An 18,328-nucleotide genomic window follows, 5' to 3' on the forward strand; every position below is an offset into this window, starting at 1 on the left:
GACGACAATGAGTGTACAACTGGGCATTAACCCGCTGACGTGGACGAACGACGATCTGCCTTCTCTCGGCGCAGAGACTCCGCTGGAGACCTGCCTGAGTGAAGGGAAAGAGGCCGGTTTTGCCGGTTTCGAACTGGGTAATAAATTCCCGCGCGAAGCGCGGCTGCTTGGCCCCATCCTGCAGCGCCATGACCTGCAGCTGGTCTCCGGCTGGTACTCCGGCCGACTGCTGGAGCGCAGCGTGGAGGAGGAGATCGCCGCCGTGCAGTCCCACCTGACGCTGCTGCGCGAGCTGGGGGCAAAGGTGCTGGTGTTTGCGGAAGTGAGCGGCTGCATTCACGGCGAGCAGCAGACCCCGGTACATCTGCGCCCGCGTTTCCCGCAGGCACGCTGGAAGGAGTATGGCGAGAAGCTCACGGAATTTGCCCGCTATACGCAACAGCAGGGCGTGCAGATTGCCTATCACCACCATATGGGGACGGTGATTGAGTCCGCTGACGACGTGGACAACCTGATGACCCATACCGGCGAAGAGGTTGGGTTGCTGCTGGACACCGGCCACCTGACCTTTGCCGGGGCCGATCCGCTGGCGGTGGCGCAGCGCTGGGCGTCGCGTATCAACCACGTTCACTGCAAAGACGTGCGTGCCGACGTGCTGGCGGACGTGAAAAACCGTAAAACCAGCTTCCTTGATGCGGTACTGAGCGGCGTGTTTACGGTGCCGGGCGACGGCTGCGTGGATTACCCGCCGATCATGCGGCTGCTGAAGGCGCAGGACTATCACGGCTGGCTGGTGGTGGAGGCGGAGCAGGACCCGGCGGTTGCCCATCCGCTGACCTACGCCCGTCTGGGGTATAACAACCTGAGCCGTCTGGCGCGCGACGCCGGACTGATTTGAGGAGGTGACATGTCACGTCTGTTATCACGCTGGCAACAGCCGAACGCGGAGGGGCGGACCCAGTCCGTCACGCCGGAACGCGCAGGGTGGGGATACGTCGGCTTTGAGGCGTATGAGCTGCAGGAGGGGCAGCAGCTGACGCTGCCCGCCGTCAGCGAAGAGCGTTGCCTGGTGCTGGTCGCCGGGCGCGCCTCCATCAGCACGCCTTCCGCGCAGTTTAACGACATCGGCGAGCGGATGAGCCCGTTCGAGCGCATCAAGCCGTGGGCGGTGTACGTTACCCCGCAGGAGACGGTGCAGGTGAAGGCGCTGACGAGGCTCGAGCTGGCGGTCTGCGCCGCCCCCGGCAAGGGCACGTATCCGACGCGGCTGATTGCGCCGCAGGATATCGACGCTGAAGCGCGCGGCAAGGGCCACAACCAGCGCTACGTGCACAACATTCTGCCGGAAGATAAGCCCGCCGACAGCCTGCTGGTGGTGGAGGTCTGGACCAACGAGGGCTGCACCAGCTCGTATCCGAGCCACAAGCACGACACGGATAACCCGCCCCGGGAGACTTACCTGGAGGAGACCTACTACCATCGCCTCAACCCGGAGCAGGGGTTCTGCATGCAGCGGGTTTACACCGACGACAGAGCGCTGGATGAGTGTATGGCGGTCTATAACCGTGACGTGGTCATGGTGCCGAAGGGATACCACCCGGTGGCGACGATGGCCGGGTATGACAGCTACTACCTCAACGTGATGGCCGGGCCGGTGCGCAAATGGATGTTCACCTGGGAAGAGGACCACGCGTGGATTAATCGGGATTATCCCGCGGATGGCGGGCACTGAGGCTATTTTTTTGCCGGGTGGCGCTGCGCTTACCCGGCCTACAATTTACAAAATACTATTTTGCTTCAATCGCCTGCTCAATCGTCCGGGCGATAGCCTCCGGCTGGCTCACCATCGACACGTGGCTCGCGGAGACCTCGGTGGTTTTCGCATGGATCGTCTTCGCCATCGCCCGTTCAAGATCGGGGTTGATCATTCGGTCATTTTTGCTGACCACAAACCAGCTCGGCTTAACATGCCACGCCGCGTGGGTCACCTTTTCACCAAACGCATCGGCCTTAATTGGCCCCTGCGTGGCCGCGATTGCAGTTTGTTCCTCGGGCTTCACGTCCGGCGCGAAATCCTTCCTGACGGCGTTCGTTGGCAGATATAAATAGCCGTCCGCCGTTTTGGCGATGGCCGCGCTGCCCGGCGGCGGCGGGTAGCTTCCCGCGAGGTCCGCCGTCGACTGGCCGGCATCCGGCGCGAACGCCGCCACATACACCAGCGATTTCACCCGCGCATCGTTGCCCGCTTCGCTAATCACGGTGCCGCCCCAGGAGTGACCCACCAGCACGACATCCCCCTGGGCGCGGGCGATGGCCCGCTTTGTGGCCGCAACGTCATCGTTAAGCGACGTGAGCGGCAGCTGGACGGCAATGACCTCTGCGTGCTGTTTCTGCAACAGGGTAATCACCTTATTCCAGCTGCTGCCGTCGGCAAACGCGCCGTGCACCAGCACGACGCTGGTTTTGCTCTGCGCAGAGGCGCTGGCGGAAAGCGCCAGCAGGCCTGCCGTCAGTACAGTCAGTGCTTTCATCTTCAGACTCCTTAAAAATGGTGGACCGCCGCATGAGGCGGTACGGTGAATTCGATGGTTTTGTGGTCGAGCGGCTTGTGCGTCGGATCGGCCAGAATAATCGTCACCTTGTGTTTACCGGCGGGGAGTCCCACCAGAATCACCGGCTCTCCGCTGGCGTCAGCCCAGTGCCACGGCGCGTCATCCACCACCACGTGAATGTGCCCGATGCGCGGGGTGACCTTGAGCGCTTCAGGTCCGAATACCGGCTCGATGCGCAGGTTTTCGGCACGGTACTGGATAAACACCGCGCCTTTACTCAGCGGCCCGGAAAGCGGCGGATCGACGATCAGTTTTGCAGGCGGTTGCGGCTGCGCCAGCGGGGCAACGGCGGCGGGGCCGTTAACGTCCGCGGCGCTCAGGTTGTCCAGCGGCGTGGCCTGGGCATTTGTTACAGAGGCCAGGACGAGCAGGGGTAAAATTGCGTAACGACGAATCATGGTTCTCTCCTCATCGGTTCTGAATGACGACAGGGAAAGAAAACCATTTTTATGTATCGGAGATATTTGCCGGAGGGGGCGTTTTGTACCCGTTTGTCAGCGCGTCGCGCGGGATACAGTGCGATACAGTTTGCCTCCCGGGACGGCGCACGATCGCTATCGCCAGCCCGGCAATCACCAGCGTTAACCCCGTCGACACTCCCATTGCACCCGCGATCCCCAGCGTTTTGTTCAGCCACGCATAGGCAAACGGTGCGGCTGCGGCCATCAGCTGGCCCGGGATAAGCAGCATGCCCGTGCGGCGGGCATAGCTTTCCGCGCTAAACAGCTCCAGTGGCAGCGTGGCTTTTACTATGGTGACCAGTCCGTTGATGGCGCCGTAGCCCAGCACAAACCCGGCCGCGCACCAGACAAACAGGGCGCTGCTTATTCCCACAAGAAAACACAGCGGCATAGCAAGAGCGGTAAAAAGCGTAAGTTTGAAGGGGGTTAAGCGGCCACCTGCCAGCACCTCCAGCGAGCGCGCGCCCGTCTGGCCGATCCCCCACAGCATGCCGATGGCGACCGGCAGGCCAAAGTGGGCAATAAACTCCGGCAGATGGGTGGAGGTGCCGTTAGAGACAAAGGTGATAAGGGCGATGAAGGCCGCATAAAGCCAGGCGTTACGCCGCTCGTTGCGCAGGGGCGGCGCGATGGCCTTCGTATTTTCCGTCAGCCGCTGCCGGGGAAGCGTGCGGATCAGTACTGCGCTCAGCAGGCCAAGCAGGGCATAAATGCGTAACGCGTCCTGCCAGCTCATGATGTGAAGCAGGCCATCGCCCAGCGGCCAGAAGACGGCGGAGGCCAGCCCGCCCGCCAGCGTGACGCGTGAGATCGTTCTTCGCGCCTGCTGCCCGTAGAGGTTGACCAGCGCGGCGAACAGCGCATCGTACAGCGACAGGCGCATCCCAGTGCCGGCGACAATCCAGGCGCCGTACCAGCCATAAAGCGTCCGGGTATACGCCATTTCTGCGCAGCTTGCGGCGATCAGCAGCGTTCCGACCATCACCACTTTTTGACCGCCAAAGCGTGCCAGCAGGCGGGCGACAAAAGGAGATACCGCCGCCATCACCAGCATCGCCAGCGTCAGGCCGAGGTAAATCTGCGGTGACGACCATCCTCGGTCGGCTGAAATGGCCCGCGCAAAGGTGCCGAGCATATAAAATGAAATCCCCCAGTTGATGAGTTGATTACACCCGGCGGTGAGGGCGAGGCGACGAGGAAGGGCAGAGGTTTCCATGAGTTTTCATTCCGTTATGCAGTTGTCCTGAGCATAACGGGCGCGGTATTGTGCTGGCAGGGCTGCAACCTTATGCGCGGTATAAGAGAAACTTTGAATGACGACGCTTAATCTGGGCTATCTCGCCACCTTCCGCCTGGTTCACCAGCGCGGCAGCTTTTCAGCAGCAGCGGACGTTCTGGGCCTCTCCCAGCCCGCCGTCAGCCTGCAAATACGCCAGCTGGAGCAGTTTCTGCAAACGCGGCTGGTGGAGCGTACCGGGCGAGGGATTAAGGCGACGGCTGCCGGAGAAACCTTGCTGGCGCACGGGGAGCGTATTCAGCAGGTGGTGGATGACGCCATCCGGGCCGTGAATGCGTTTAGCCACGACGTGAGCGGCACCATTACCCTTGGCACGGGGGCGACGGCCTGCATTCATCTTCTGCCGCCGCTGCTGGAGCAGCTACGCCGCGACTATCCGCTCCTGAGCGTGGGAGTCACGACGGGCAACACCCTCGACATCGTCAGGGCCATTGAAGAGAACCGTCTCGATATGGGGCTGGTGACGCTGCCGGTGAGCGGCAGAGCGCTGGACGTCATGCCGGTGATGGACGAAGAGTTTGTCTTTATCGCCTCAAGGGAGCAGCAGGACGCTTTCAGGGAGTTAACCCCGGAGGCGCTCCATGCCCAGCCGCTGATCGCCTTTGAGACAGGCAGCGGGACCCGGGCGCTGATCGATGGCTGGTTTGCCGCCCATGGGGTAGCGATGGCGCCGGTGATGCAGCTTGGCAGCATCGAGGCGATCAAACGCATGGTTCGCGCGGGGCTGGGCTACAGCATCGTACCGAGAATGGCGGTAGAACAGGATGCCGATCGCGAGGGGCTGTGCGTGATGTCGCTGACGCCCATGCTGCAGCGGCAGCTGGCGGTGGTGATGCGGCAGGATAAAATCCTCAGCAAAGGGATCGCGGCCCTTATTCGGCTCGTACAACATCCTTTGGGGGGTTAGCGGTCAGCGGTGTCGACGGTCAGGCTGGATTGCTGTGACTGGGTTTTGTCCTGATGGTGGTACCAGGCGCCAATCGAAGAGTAAACGAAGCGGCCAAAGAAAAACAGGAAACTGATAAGCAGTATGATGCGGGTCATTCGGGTGTTAAATCGATGTCGTTTGCGCATACGCGTGACCTGACTCACTCTGTTTTTCCTGGATAAGCCCTCCCGGGCGATAAGGATATTAAGGCACAGCGGGAAGATGGGGTCAATTCTGTGATGTGTAAATAACCGTCAACGTTTGCATTAACTATTGTTATTGAAATTAATAATTGCATTTACCATATTGATAATATGAAGAAAATTATTTCACAAAATTCTTCTGCAAGGCTTATTTGCGTGAAATAGTTTGATTTAAGTCAACGGATTCCCGGCTCTGATATTTAAAATCCCTCCTCCACACTGTTCACTCTGCACGTCGCGGGGTGGCGCCAGGTCAGGTTGGATGCCTGTCTTTATCTTCCCTCTGGAGAAAAAGGGGTTTAACCGGGCATCTATGAAGATTTTCGCTTTTCTGAAAAACAATAAATACCGTTGGTGGGCATTGCCGCTACTATTACCGGTGGTTTTGCTTCCCGTGCTGAGCGTGGCAAATACGTTCACGCAGCTGGGGGACGGTATCGCGGCGCTTTATTATTTACCGCTCTCCTTTTTGCTCTCGCTGATGATGTTCTTTGGCCTGGAAGCCCTTCCCGGGATCGTGTTGTCGCTGTTTATCCGCTATTACCCGTCGGTCGGGATGTTCGAAACGGTTGCCGGGGTGCTCCATTTTATTGTCCCTTTAGTCCTCAGCTGGGGCGGCTACCGGGTGTTTGCGCCCAGACGCAATATGACGGCGTACGGCGACATCCGGCTGATGGCGCAGCGCATCTTCTGGCAGGTCATCTGCCCCGCGACGCTGTTTCTGGTGCTGTTTCAGTTTGCGGTGTATCTGGGCGTGTATGAGAGTCGCCAGAGCCTCGCGGGGTTGAACCCTCTTAACATTCGTACGCTCATTAACTACCAGGCGCTGCTGGTCAGCGGGCTGACGGGCGTGCCGTTGAGCTATCTGCTGATCCGCCTGATTCGTCATCCGCGGTATATCAAAAGTCTTCTCTCGCAGATCCGTTTCCAGATAGATAAAAAGGTGACGGCCGCGGAGTTTTTGCTGTGGGCGATTGCGCTTGGCGGGCTGCTGTCGCTGCTGCTGCTCCCGATAAATGAAAACAGCTCCATCTTCACCACTAACTATACCCTGTCGCTGCTGATGCCGGTGATGCTCTGGGGCGCGATGCGTTTTGGCTATAAGCTGATTTCGCTGATCTGGACCCCGATACTGCTGGTGTCCATTCACTATTTTTACCGCTATATCCCAGTGAACGCGGGGTACGATATTCAGCTGGCGATCACCTCTTCCAGTTACCTGGTCTTTTCGTTTGTGGTGATTTATATGTCGATGCTGGCGACCCGGCAGCGCGCAGTGAACAAACACGCCCGCAGGCTGGCACTGCTCGATCCGGTTGTCCATATGCCTAACCTGCGGGCGCTGTCGCGCGATCTGGCGAAGAATCCGTGGTCGGCGCTCTGCCTGCTGCGCATTCCGGAGCTGGAAATTTTGGGCCGAAATTACGGCGTGCAGCTGCGTATTCAGTACAAACAGCAGCTGGCGCAGTGGGTTAACGCTACGCTCCAGCCCAATGAGCAGGCCTATCACCTCACCGGGTATGACATGGCGGTGCGGCTCAACGCGGAATCGCACCAGCAGCGGATTGACGCCCTGGACGAGCATATCAAGCAGTTCCGCTTTGTCTGGGACGGCATGCCGCTGCAGCCGCAGGTTGGCGTAAGCTACTGCTATGTCCGGTCCCCGGTTAACCATCTTTATCTGGTGCTGGGGGAGCTGGCGGTGGTGGCCGATCTGTCACTCTCCTCTAATCACCCGGAAAATCTTCAGCAGCGCGGTGCCGTCCATTTGCAGCGCAGCCTGAAGGATAATGTCGCGATGATGAGCCGCCTGCAGAAGGCGCTCGACAACGACGAATTCATCCTGCTGGTTCAACCCGTTCGCGGCCTGCGTGGCGATTGCTATCACGAAGTCCTGCTGCGGATGCCGGATACCAATGGGATACTGATCTCCCCCGATCAGTTCCTGCCCGTCGCGCAGGAGTTTGGTTTGTCCTCCCGGGTGGATCTGTGGGTGCTTGAGCATACGCTGCGCTTCCTGGCCGCGCATCGGGAAAGACTGCCCGGCCAGCGCTTTGCTATTAATCTGGCGCCTTCAACAGTGTGCCGGGTGCAGTTCCCGCTTGAGGTGAGCCGCGTGCTGGCGAAATACGCTATTGAGCCGTGGCAGCTGATCTTTGAAGTGACGGAGTGCAGCAACTTCTGCAACCCCGAGCAGGCGCTGCATATCCTCAGTCAGCTGCAGAAAATGGGGGTACGCATTGCGATTGATGATTTTGGTACCGGCTATGCAAGCTACGCGCGGCTAAAAAGCGTGGACGCGGATATTCTTAAAATCGACGGCGACTTCATCCGCAATATCGTCAACAACAGCCTGGATTATCAGATTGTGGCGTCTATCTGCCATCTGGCGCGCATGAAGAAGATGCTGGTGGTGGCGGAATATGTCGAGACCGAAGAGATACGTAGCGCGGTTCACGCGCTAGGTATTGATTATGTGCAGGGCTATCTGATTGGCAGACCGGCACCGCTTGAGTCACTGCTGGAAACAGAGGCGTCCTGCGCGGACGCCTGAACCGTTACGCGGCGACGTCGGCGCTCTCTTCCTCGATTTTGAGCAGCCAGCCGGTGACCGCTTCCCAGTACTGCTGCTCCTTTTCCAGGTCCAGCAGGACCAGCGCGTTCTGGCTGAACCAGTCGTGCGGGAAGCTCAGCGTCCAGTGATGGTCGTCGGTTTTCAGCTTCAGCGTGGGCGGCGTGGTGGTCGCCTGACGCTGGTTATTGAGCAGCACGCCCAGACGCAGCAGCTGAATGAGCGGCAGGAACTGCTTTTTCTTAAACAGCGTGAAGCGCGGCAGGTCGTCGAGCTTGATGGCTTTGCGGTGATAGCGCACCAGGGTCGCCATCATGGTTTGCTGCTCCTGGTTGAAGCCTGGCAGATCGCTGTTTTGCAAAATATAGGCCGAATGGCGGTGCATCCCGCTATGGTTGATGTTCAGCCCCACCTCGTGCAGCATCGCGGCCCATTTCAGCAGCGCGGCAAGCTGCGGGTGCGCCAGCTTCGGATTCTGCTCTTCCCACTGTTCATACATCTGCACCGTGGTGTCCAGCACGCGCTTCGCCTGCTCGCGGTCGATGTTGTACTGGTTGGCAAGGCTTTGTGCGGTGCGGCTGCGAATATCCTGATGGCGGAAGCGGCCTTCCATTTCGTACAGCACGCCTTCGCGCAGCGCGCCGTCGGACAGGCGCAGCTCTTTAATGGCCAGCGCATCAAACACGCCGCAGAGAATGGCCAGCCCCGGCACGAAGACCGCCTTACGCTCGTCGGAAAGCCCCGGCAGGCTTAAGGCGTCAAAACTTTTATGCTTCAGCACTTCGTCGGTCAGCAGCGTCAGGCGTTCGGGCGTGATGAACCCATCTTTTTCACCCATTGCCAGCAGCACTTCATGCGCCGCCTTGATGGTGCCCGACGCGCCCAGCGCCACGTTCCAGCCCTGAATGCGGTACTGCCAGGCCAGGTTTTCCAGCTTCTGGACAGCCGCCATACGTGCACGCTGGAAGTTCTCGCGGGTGATGGTGCCGCCCGGGAAATACATCTGCGCGAAGCTGACGCAGCCCATGCGGCGGCTTTCCACCAGGCGAGGCTCAAAGTCTTCGCCGATCACAAGCTCCGTAGAACCGCCGCCGATGTCGATCACCAGCTTGCGCCCTTTTTCCGGCTGGGTGTGCTCGACGCCCATGAAGATCAGACGCGCTTCCTCGTTACCGGAGATGATCTCAATCGGGTAGGGGATCACCTTTTCGGCCCGCTTGAGAAACTCTGGCGCGTTCAGCGCCTGACGCAGGGTGTGGGTGCCCACGATGCATACGCTGGAGGGCGAGAAGCCCTGCAGGCGTTCAGCAAACAGCGACAGGCAGTTTAACCCGCGCTCCATCGCCTCTTCGCTGAGCATGCTGCGTTCATCAAGGCCATCGGCCAGGTGTACGCGCTGCTTCAGACGACCGATGATCTGCAGCGCGCCATCCACCTCACGGGCGATGACCATGTGGAAACTGTTAGAGCCAAGATCGACCGCGGCGAATTCCTGCGGGCGTGGGGTCTTATCATTTATCGGCATAGGTTAATCGGGTTGCTCGAGTGATTTGATATAGTCGTAAATCGCCAGTTGCGACCGCACTTTACGGCGGTTGCCGCGCGGTACATAGCGGTTACTGAGTTCTTTGTCGATATAGCGCGCCTTCACCGTATCGCTGAACAGGATCTCTATAATGTCGAGAATACGCTGTTTCAGACGCGGATCCAGCAGCGGGGTTGCGACTTCAATTCGGTAGTCAATATTGCGCGTCATCCAGTCTGCCGAAGAGAGATAGACCTGTTTGTCGCCTGCATTATCGAAAATATAGACCCGATCGTGTTCCAGGTAACGGTCAACAATGCTGATCACCCGAATATTATCGCTGATGCCTTCCAGTTCCGGGATCAGCGAGCACATGCCGCGGATCAGCAGGTTAACCGGTACGCCAGAGCTGGACGCGGCGTACAGCCTGTCCACCAGTCCTTTGTCGACCAGATTGTTAAGCTTCAGGGTGATGCCGGACGACAGCCCTTTCTGGGCATTGGCAATCTCTTTATCAATCATATCGTACAGCAGACGGCGCGAGTTCTGCGGCGAGACCAGCAGATAGTCGAAGCTGACAGGGCGGTACGGGTTCTCAATGAAGTTAAAGACCCGGCGTACCTCGTTGGTGATGCGCGCATCGGCGGTCAGCAGCGAGTAGTCGGTATAAATACGGGCGGTTTTTTCGTTGAAGTTACCGGTGCCGATGTGAGCATAGCGCACCACGTCGTCGCCCTCTTTACGGGAGATCAGGAACAGCTTGGCGTGAATTTTCAGACCCGGCGCGGAGAAGATCACGTGCACGCCCGCTTCCGTCAGACGGCGCGCCCAGTGAATGTTCGCCTCTTCGTCGAAGCGCGCCTGCAGCTCAACCACCACGGTCACTTTTTTGCCGTTGTGCGCGGCGTGGATCATCGCATCGATGATGCGGGAATCTTTTGCCACGCGGTAGATGTTGATTTTGATCGCCAGCACGCTCGGGTCGAACGAGGCCTGTCGCAGCAGCTCCAGCACGTGTTCAAACGTGTGATACGGATAGTAGAGCAGAACATCGCGCTCGCGAATGGCGTCGAACCCGTTGCGGAATTTATCAAACCACAGATGGCGCAGGCGCGGCAGCGGCTTGTTCACCAGATTGGCCTTGCCGACGTTCGGGAAGCCAATGAAGTCTTTAAAGTTGTGGTAACGGCCGCCCGGCACGATGGAGTCATAGCGCGAAATGGTCAGCTTCTCGCGCAGCATTTCTACCATGGCGTCCGGCATATCGCGCTGATAAACAAAGCGCACCGGCTCGGCCGTCAGGCGTTGTTTCAGGCTGGAGGACATCAGCTCCATCAGGCTGGCCTCCATCTCGTGCACCAGGTCATATTCGGCGTCACGGGTCATCTTCATCGAGTAGGCGTTTAACGCATCGTAATCGAAGAAGCCTTTGAAAATGTCGTCGAGACAGTAGCGCAGGATGTTATCCAGCAGGATCATCGGCTTACGTCTGCGCGGGGTTTCCGGCGGCAGGTTCACGAAGCGCGGGACCTTGTCGGACGGGATCTCCAGCAGCGCGTAGCGAATGGATTCACCGCGAATAATTTCTACGGCCAGATAGGTGTAGTCATCTTTCAGGAACTGCACCAGATCGGTTTCGCGGTTGATGAGAATCGGGGTAATGTGCTGGCGCAGGTACTGTTTAAAATAGTGGCGCAGCCAGTTTTGTTGGTTAACGGAAAGCTGACGTTCGTTAATCAGGAAGATTTGATTGCGCGCCATCTCCAGCAGCAGTTCGTTATACAGGCCGTCAAATTCCTGATCGGCTTTCAACACGCGGGACTGGATTTTGCCCAGCAGATGCCGCGAGTGAGAGTTTAAGCCCTGTTCTTCACTGATGATGATCCGTCTTTTCAGCTCGGCAAAGCGAACCTTGTAGAACTCATCCAGGTTGTTGGAATAGATGCCCAAAAAACGCATGCGTTCGATCAGCGGGTTACTTTTGTCAGCCGCTTCCTGGAGTACACGTTCGTTAAATGCTAACCAGCTTAGCTCTTTCTCGATATATAACTTTTCCTGACCCATTACAGCTCACTCTCCAGTTCAATCACAGGACGTGGTAAATCCGTCTCGTCCTTATTATGGCGAGCATTTCCACGATATGTCCAACAGTGCCAGAAAAGTATGACAGTTATTTTTTTTGTTGGGGAATTTAGAAGGTTGGAGAAGGGAATATCGGGTAATGCAAGGTAGATGTCGGGTAAGCGCGGCGCCACCCGACATAACAAACTACTCTTCCGCCGCATGGCCCTGCGGGGGTAACTTCACGCCATCCAGCCAGGCAGCGCCGTCGCGCATTTCGAGGCGCCCGTCGACAAACCAGCTTACCACCAGCGGGTAAATGGCGTGTTCCTGGGTCTGCACGCGTTCGGTCACATCTTCTTCGCTGTCGCCGGCAAAGACCGGGACTTTGGCCTGCAGGATCACCGGACCGCCGTCCAGCTCGTCGGTCACGAAATGCACGGAGGTGCCGTGCTCCTCATCGCCGTTTTCCAGAACCTGACGATGGGTGTGCAGGCCGGGATATTTCGGCAGAAGAGAAGGGTGAATATTCAGCAGACGTCCGGCGTAGTGTGCGACAAAAGCCGGGCTCAGGATGCGCATATAGCCCGCCAGCACCACCACGTCAGGCGCGTAGGCGTCAATCTCCTGCACCAGCTCGCGGTCAAAGGCTTCACGCCCGGCGAACTGGCTGGCTTCCAGCGCGTGCGCGGGAATGTTCGCTTCCCGCGCGCGCTCAAGGCCGAACGCGTCGGCCTTGTTGCTGAATACTGCCCGAATGGTGCCGTTGATTTTCTTCTGTTTGCAGGCGTCTATGATGGCCTGCAAATTGCTTCCGTTGCCGGAAATGAGCACCACGATATTTTTCATTCAATGACCACACGCTGTTCGGAATCGGAGGCTTTAATCGTACCGATTTTCCACGCGTTTTCACCTTTTTCGGTCAGCAGTTTAACCGCTTTATCCGCTTCGCTTGCCGGCAGGGCGATAACCATGCCCACGCCGCAGTTAAAGGTGCGGTACATTTCGTGAGAGCTCACGTTGCCTGCGGTCTGCAGCCAGTTAAAGACCGCTGGCCACTGCCATGAGGATTCGTCGATTACGGCCTGGGTGTTGTCCGGCAGCACGCGCGGGATGTTCTCCCAGAAGCCGCCGCCGGTCAGGTGGGCGATAGCGTGCACGTCAACGTTCTCAATCAGTTCCAGCACGTTTTTCACGTAGATGCGGGTTGGCGCCAGCAGGTGGTCTGCCAGCGGTTTACCGTCAAGCTCGGTGGTCAGCGGGTCGCAGCCGCTCACTTCGAGAATTTTACGCACCAGAGAGTAGCCGTTGGAGTGTGGGCCGCTGGAAGCCAGTGCGATCAGCACGTCACCATCCGCCACTTTGCTGCCGTCGATAATTTCTGATTTTTCTACTACGCCGACGCAGAAGCCCGCGACGTCATAATCTTCGCCGTGATACATACCCGGCATTTCAGCGGTTTCGCCGCCGACCAGCGCACAGCCGGACTGCAGACAGCCTTCGGCGATACCGTTAATGACGCTGGCCGCGGTATCCACGTCCAGTTTGCCGGTCGCGTAGTAATCGAGGAAGAACAGCGGCTCTGCGCCCTGAACCACCAGGTCATTCACACACATCGCGACCAGATCGATACCGATCGTGTCGTGACGTTTTAAATCCATCGCCAGGCGCAGCTTGGTGCCTACACCGTCAGTACCCGAGACCAGAACAGGTTCACGATATTTTTGCGGCAGCGCGCACAGTGCGCCGAATCCACCCAGACCACCCATCACTTCCGGGCGGCGGGTTTTTTTCACCACACCTTTGATTCGGTCAACCAGCGCATTACCTGCGTCAATATCAACACCGGCATCTTTGTAGCTGAGAGAAGTTTTGTTGGTCACGGCTCAAGTCCCCACGCGATTGCATAGCTAGTAAGAAAAATCGGCGCAATTCTAACAGTCCAGGCAAACGTTTGCGAGCCTATTCTCGGTGCGGGGATCTTTTTTTCTCTCTGGCTTAGGCAGGGCGACAAACTTGACTCTGTTCACGAAAATGAAACCGGTTTCGGCGTTCTGCTTGCAACGGCTATCCCCTTTGCACATCATCGAACTGAAACCGGTTTCTGTAATTGTTTTTGCAGAAAATAACGCAGAATGAGGGAAAGCAAATGTCAGGATTTAAAGCAGATTTTCTGTGGGGTGGTGCCGTTGCGGCGCATCAGCTTGAGGGCGGCTGGAAAGAGGGCGGCAAGGGCGTTAGCGTTGCCGATGTGATGACGGCGGGCGCGCACGGCGTACCGCGCGAAATCACCAACGGCGTGCTTGAGGGGAAAAATTACCCTAACCATGAAGCCATCGATTTCTACCACCGCTATAAAGAAGACATCAAACTCTTTGCCGAGATGGGGTTCAAATGCTTCCGTACCTCCATCGCCTGGACGCGTATCTTTCCGAAAGGTGACGAGCTTGAGCCGAACGAGGCCGGTCTGAAATTCTATGACGATCTGTTCGACGAGTGCCTGAAGTACGGCATCGAACCGGTGATTACGCTTTCCCACTTCGAGATGCCTTTCCACCTGGTCACGGAATACGGCGGCTGGCGCAACCGTAAGCTGATCGACTTCTTCGTTCGTTTTGCGAAAGTGGTTTTCCAGCGCTATCAGCATAAAGTGAAGTACTGGATGACCTTTAACGAGATCAACAACCAGGCCAACTTCCATGAAGATTTTGCGCCGTTTACCAACTCCGGGCTGAAGTACGCGCCGGGTGAAGATCGTGAGCCGGTGATGTTCCAGGCCGCGCACTATGAACTGGTGGCCAGCGCCCTGGCGGTGAGGGCGGGGCGCGAGATTAACCCGTCCCTGCAGATCGGCTGCATGATTGCCATGTGCCCCATCTACCCGCTGACCTGCGCGCCGGACGACATGATGATGGCGATGAACGCCATGCACCGCCGCTACTGGTTCACCGACGTCCATGTGCGCGGCAAGTATCCGCAGCATCTGCTCAACTACTTTGAACGTCGCGGCTTCGCGCTGGATATCACCGAAGAGGATAAAGTCGCGCTGACGCAGGGCTGCGTGGATTACATCGGGTTTAGCTATTATATGTCCTTCGCCACCAAGGCGACGGCGGACAACCCGCAGCTGGACTATGACGAAAGCAAGAGCCTGGTCTCCAACCCGTACGTGCAGAAATCCGACTGGGGGTGGCAGATTGACCCGGTGGGGCTGCGCTACTCCCTCAACTGGTTCTGGGATCACTACCAGCTGCCGCTGTTTATCGTTGAAAACGGCTTTGGCGCAATCGACGTGCAGGAGAGCGACGGCACGGTGAACGACCAGTACCGCATTGACTACCTGGCCGCCCACATCCGCGAGATGAAAAAAGCGGTGGTGGAGGATGGCGTCGATCTGATGGGCTATACCCCGTGGGGCTGTATCGACCTGGTGTCTGCCGGTACCGGTGAAATGAAAAAACGCTACGGCTTTATCTTTGTCGATAAAGACAATGAAGGCAACGGCACGCTGAACCGCAGCAAGAAAAAGTCGTTCGACTGGTATAAGCAGGTGATTGCGAGCAACGGCGATAACCTGTAATTGTCGGGTGGCGCAACGCTTACCCGACCTACACTACACGTAGGCCCGCGTAAGCGTAGCGCCACCGGGCAAAACCTCGCACTTAAGCCGGAGACCTGTCTCCGGTTTTTTGTCTTTGCTTGATCCCTGTCAAGCAACATGGGTATGGCGCAATCCGAAAAAAGCGGTATAATCCCGCGATTTTTTTGCGGATGCCATTCAGAGGAGAAAGAGAATGAAGATTGTGGAAGTGAAACACCCACTCGTTAAACACAAGTTGGGCCTGATGCGTGAGCATGACATCAGCACGAAGCGTTTTCGCGAACTGGCCTCTGAAGTCGGCAGCCTGCTGACTTACGAAGCGACCTCCGATCTGGAGACAGAAAAAGTCACCATCGAAGGCTGGAACGGCCCGGTGCAGGTTGAGCAGATCAAAGGTAAGAAAATTACCGTTGTGCCAATCCTGCGTGCCGGTCTCGGCATGATGGAAGGCGTGCTGGAGCATGTGCCAAGCGCGCGCATCAGCGTGGTGGGGATCTACCGTAACGAAGAAACCCTCGAGCCAGTTCCTTACTTCCAGAAGCTGGTGTCCAACATCGACGAGCGTATGGCGCTGGTGGTTGACCCGATGCTGGCAACCGGCGGTTCAATGATTGCCACTATCGACCTGCTGAAAAAAGCGGGCTGCAGCAGCATTAAAGTGCTGGTGCTGGTTGCGGCACCGGAAGGGATCGCGGCACTGGAAAAAGCGCACCCGGACGTTGAGCTGTATACCGCCTCTATCGACCAGGGCCTGAACGAGCACGGGTACATCATCCCGGGGCTCGGCGATGCCGGCGATAAGATCTTTGGTACGAAATAATCGAATAACGATAAATAAGCCGACTTTGATAGTCGGCTTTTTTTTGAATAAAACACCAACAACGATACTACTCAGAGGAAAACACTATGACGCGCCGTGCTATCGGGGTGAGTGAAAGACCGCCGCTTTTACAGACTATCCCGCTTAGTTTGCAGCACCTGTTCGCCATGTTTGGCGCAACCGTGCTGGTGCCAATCCTGTTCCACATTAACCCGGCTACCGTACTGCTGTTCAACGGCATCGGTACGCTGCTGTATCTCTTTATCTGTAAAGGCAAAATCCCGGCATATCTCGGGTCGAGCTTCGCCTTTATCTCTCCGGTGTTATTGTTGCTGCCGCTGGGCTATGAGGTCGCGCTGGGCGGCTTTATCATGTGTGGCGTGCTGTTCTGCCTGGTCTCCTTCATCGTGAAGAAAGCCGGTACCGGCTGGCTGGACGTGATGTTCCCCCCTGCGGCGATGGGCGCCATCGTGGCCGTCATCGGTCTTGAGCTGGCGGGCGTGGCGGCGAACATGGCCGGCCTGCTGCCAGCAGACGGCCAGTCGCCGGATTCCAAAACCATTATCATCTCGCTGGTGACGCTGGGCGTAACGGTCTTTGGTTCCGTGCTGTTCCGCGGCTTTATGGCGATTATCCCGATCCTGATCGGCGTGCTGGCGGGCTATGCGCTCTCCTTTATGATGGGCGTGGTGGATACCACCCCGATTGCGCAGGCGCACTGGTTCGCGCTGCCTACCTTCTATACGCCGCGCTTCGAATGGTTTGCGATTTTCACCATTCTGCCTGCAGCGCTGGTGGTGATTGCAGAGCACGTCGGCCACCTGGTGGTGACGGCAAACATTGTCAAACGTGACCTGATCCGCGACCCGGGCCTGCACCGTTCCATGTTTGCGAACGGTTTCTCCACCATCATTTCCGGTTTCTTTGGATCTACGCCAAACACCACCTACGGTGAAAATATCGGCGTGATGGCGATTACCCGCGTCTACAGTACCTGGGTTATCGGCGGCGCGGCGATCATCGCCATTCTGCTCTCCTGCGTCGGCAAGCTGGCGGCAGCGATTCAGATCATCCCGGTGCCGGTGATGGGCGGCGTGTCTCTGCTGCTGTACGGGGTAATCGGTGCCTCCGGTATTCGCGTGCTGATTGAATCCAAAGTGGATTACAGCAAAGCGCAGAACCTGATCCTGACGTCGGTGATCCTGATTATCGGCGTGAGCGGCGCGAAGGTGCACATCGGGGCGGCCGAGCTGAAAGGCATGGCGCTGGCGACCATCGTCGGCGTGGGCCTGAGCCTCATTTTCAAGCTGATCTCCGTGATCCGCCCGGAAGAGGTGGTGCTGGACGCTGACGAAAGCGAAAAAGCGTCACAGTGATCCTTTAACCGGGCGGACGATCCGCCCGGTTCTCTCCTTGCAGGTTCCGTGTTAAAGTCCATGCCGATTTTATGTCAGATCTGGTTGAGGTACTTCTGAACGGACCGGCACAGCTCTCTCTGCCACTCTATCTCCCTGACGACGAAACGTTTGCAAGTTTCTGGCCGGGTGATAACCCCTCTTTACTGGCTGCACTGCAAAACGTGCTGCGTCAGGAACACAGCGGATACATCTATATCTGGTCACGCGAAGGTGCGGGGCGCAGCCATCTGCTGCATGCCGCCTGTGCGGAGCTTTCGGCGCGCGGTGATGCGGTAGGCTATGTGCCGCTGGATAAACGAACCTGGTTCGTGCCTGAGGTGCTGGAGGGGATGGAACATCTTTCCCTGGTCTGCATCGATAACATCGAATGCGTGGCGGGGGATGAGCCGTGGGAAATGGCGATCTTTAACCTCTACAACCGCATTCTGGAATCGGGCAAAACCCGACTGCTGATCACTGGCGATCGCCCACCACGACAGCTGAATCTGGGCCTGCCGGATCTGGCGTCTCGCCTGGACTGGGGACAAATCTACAAGCTCCAGCCGCTGTCGGATGAAGATAAGCTTCAGGCGCTACAGCTGCGTGCAAAGCAGCGTGGGTTTGAGCTGCCGGAAGACGTGGGCCGTTTCCTGCTGAAGCGGCTGGACCGCGAAATGCGCACGCTGTTCGACACGCTGGATCAGCTCGATCGTGCCTCGATTACCGCCCAGCGCAAGCTGACCATTCCGTTTGTGAAAGATATTCTGAAGCTATAGTTGTGCCGGGTGCCGGCTGCGCCTTACCCGGCCTACATATGGCACCCGTAGGCCCGGTAAGCGCAGCGCCACCGG

16 protein-coding genes are annotated in these 18,328 nt (G+C 57.8%); 8 read left to right on the plus strand and 8 right to left on the minus strand.

Translation table 11 applies throughout. The features are described 5' to 3' along the window. The first annotated feature begins 7 nt into the window (after window positions 1-7). Together iolE and iolB are read left to right on the plus strand one after the other, a co-directional pair. Window positions 8-898: a myo-inosose-2 dehydratase gene (gene iolE, locus HMPREF3143_RS14285; protein ID WP_021241820.1), complete on the plus strand. Its 891-nt coding sequence runs from the start codon at window positions 8-10 to the stop codon at window positions 896-898. 9 nt (window positions 899-907) lie between these two features. After that, complete coding sequence (gene iolB, locus HMPREF3143_RS14290) at window positions 908-1,732, plus strand: 5-deoxy-glucuronate isomerase (protein WP_044597829.1); 825 nt, start codon at window positions 908-910, stop codon at window positions 1,730-1,732. 55 nt (window positions 1,733-1,787) lie between these two features. Here iolB and HMPREF3143_RS14295 read toward each other — a convergent pair whose 3' ends face one another. Genes HMPREF3143_RS14295 through HMPREF3143_RS14305 form a run of 3 tightly spaced genes read right to left on the minus strand, consistent with a single transcriptional unit; the run spans window position 1,788 to window position 4,289 of the window. After that, window positions 1,788-2,531: an alpha/beta fold hydrolase gene (locus HMPREF3143_RS14295; RefSeq protein ID WP_070533463.1), complete on the minus strand. Its 744-nt coding sequence runs from the start codon at window positions 2,529-2,531 to the stop codon at window positions 1,788-1,790. A gap of 11 nt (window positions 2,532-2,542) precedes the next feature. Then, window positions 2,543-3,010, minus strand: coding sequence for a DUF6130 family protein (locus HMPREF3143_RS14300; RefSeq protein WP_070533465.1), 468 nt, complete (start codon window positions 3,008-3,010; stop codon window positions 2,543-2,545). A 49-nt stretch (window positions 3,011-3,059) separates the two neighbouring features. Further along, complete coding sequence (locus HMPREF3143_RS14305; protein WP_070533467.1) at window positions 3,060-4,289, minus strand: MFS transporter; 1,230 nt, start codon at window positions 4,287-4,289, stop codon at window positions 3,060-3,062. Window positions 4,290-4,386: 97 nt separating this feature from the next. On the opposite strand from HMPREF3143_RS14305, the gene HMPREF3143_RS14310 reads away from it, so the two are divergent. Then, window positions 4,387-5,277 carry a LysR family transcriptional regulator gene (locus tag HMPREF3143_RS14310; RefSeq protein WP_023344657.1) on the plus strand — a complete coding sequence of 297 codons (891 nt, stop codon included), beginning with the start codon at window positions 4,387-4,389 and terminating at the stop codon, window positions 5,275-5,277. On the opposite strand, the gene HMPREF3143_RS14315 is transcribed toward HMPREF3143_RS14310, so the two are convergent. After that, on the minus strand, window positions 5,274-5,462 hold the full coding sequence (locus HMPREF3143_RS14315) for a YfgG family protein (RefSeq protein ID WP_021241815.1): 189 nt from the start codon (window positions 5,460-5,462) through the stop codon (window positions 5,274-5,276). The genes HMPREF3143_RS14310 and HMPREF3143_RS14315 overlap by 4 nt on opposite strands. A 352-nt stretch (window positions 5,463-5,814) precedes the next feature. On the opposite strand from HMPREF3143_RS14315, the gene HMPREF3143_RS14320 reads away from it, so the two are divergent. Continuing rightward, the gene (locus HMPREF3143_RS14320; protein WP_070533469.1) at window positions 5,815-8,055 is read left to right on the plus strand and encodes an EAL domain-containing protein; all 2,241 of its coding nucleotides are present in this window, start codon (window positions 5,815-5,817) and stop codon (window positions 8,053-8,055) included. A 4-nt stretch (window positions 8,056-8,059) separates the two neighbouring features. On the opposite strand, the gene ppx is transcribed toward HMPREF3143_RS14320, so the two are convergent. The 4 genes from ppx to purM all read right to left on the minus strand — a co-directional run bounded on the left by ppx (window position 8,060) and on the right by purM (window position 13,542). Further along, on the minus strand, window positions 8,060-9,598 hold the full coding sequence (ppx, locus tag HMPREF3143_RS14325) for an exopolyphosphatase (protein ID WP_008501646.1): 1,539 nt from the start codon (window positions 9,596-9,598) through the stop codon (window positions 8,060-8,062). Between the two features lie 3 nt (window positions 9,599-9,601). Next, entirely contained in the window at window positions 9,602-11,662 is a 2,061-nt protein-coding gene (gene ppk1, locus HMPREF3143_RS14330; RefSeq protein ID WP_008501645.1) for a polyphosphate kinase 1, read from the minus strand. Window positions 11,663-11,866: 204 nt separating this feature from the next. Next, a complete protein-coding gene (gene purN, locus HMPREF3143_RS14335; RefSeq protein WP_023344654.1) occupies window positions 11,867-12,508 on the minus strand; it encodes a phosphoribosylglycinamide formyltransferase in 642 nt (213 codons plus the stop codon). Then, on the minus strand, window positions 12,505-13,542 hold the full coding sequence (gene purM / locus HMPREF3143_RS14340; protein ID WP_008501643.1) for a phosphoribosylformylglycinamidine cyclo-ligase: 1,038 nt from the start codon (window positions 13,540-13,542) through the stop codon (window positions 12,505-12,507). Before purM ends, purN begins: the two co-directional genes overlap by 4 nt. A gap of 266 nt (window positions 13,543-13,808) precedes the next feature. On the opposite strand from purM, the gene HMPREF3143_RS14345 reads away from it, so the two are divergent. The 4 genes from HMPREF3143_RS14345 to HMPREF3143_RS14360 all read left to right on the plus strand — a co-directional run bounded on the left by HMPREF3143_RS14345 (window position 13,809) and on the right by HMPREF3143_RS14360 (window position 18,253). Next, the gene (locus tag HMPREF3143_RS14345) at window positions 13,809-15,239 is read left to right on the plus strand and encodes a 6-phospho-beta-glucosidase (protein ID WP_025912791.1); all 1,431 of its coding nucleotides are present in this window, start codon (window positions 13,809-13,811) and stop codon (window positions 15,237-15,239) included. Window positions 15,240-15,453: 214 nt separating this feature from the next. Continuing rightward, on the plus strand, window positions 15,454-16,080 hold the full coding sequence (gene upp, locus HMPREF3143_RS14350; RefSeq protein WP_008501641.1) for a uracil phosphoribosyltransferase: 627 nt from the start codon (window positions 15,454-15,456) through the stop codon (window positions 16,078-16,080). A gap of 86 nt (window positions 16,081-16,166) precedes the next feature. Next, entirely contained in the window at window positions 16,167-17,456 is a 1,290-nt protein-coding gene (gene uraA / locus HMPREF3143_RS14355) for a uracil permease (protein WP_023294266.1), read from the plus strand. Window positions 17,457-17,551: 95 nt separating this feature from the next. Continuing rightward, the gene (locus HMPREF3143_RS14360; protein ID WP_166792068.1) at window positions 17,552-18,253 is read left to right on the plus strand and encodes a DnaA inactivator Hda; all 702 of its coding nucleotides are present in this window, start codon (window positions 17,552-17,554) and stop codon (window positions 18,251-18,253) included. Window positions 18,254-18,328 lie beyond the last annotated feature (75 nt).

Source organism: Enterobacter sp. HMSC16D10 (assembly GCF_001807145.1).
Lineage (GTDB): Bacteria > Pseudomonadota > Gammaproteobacteria > Enterobacterales > Enterobacteriaceae > Enterobacter > Enterobacter roggenkampii.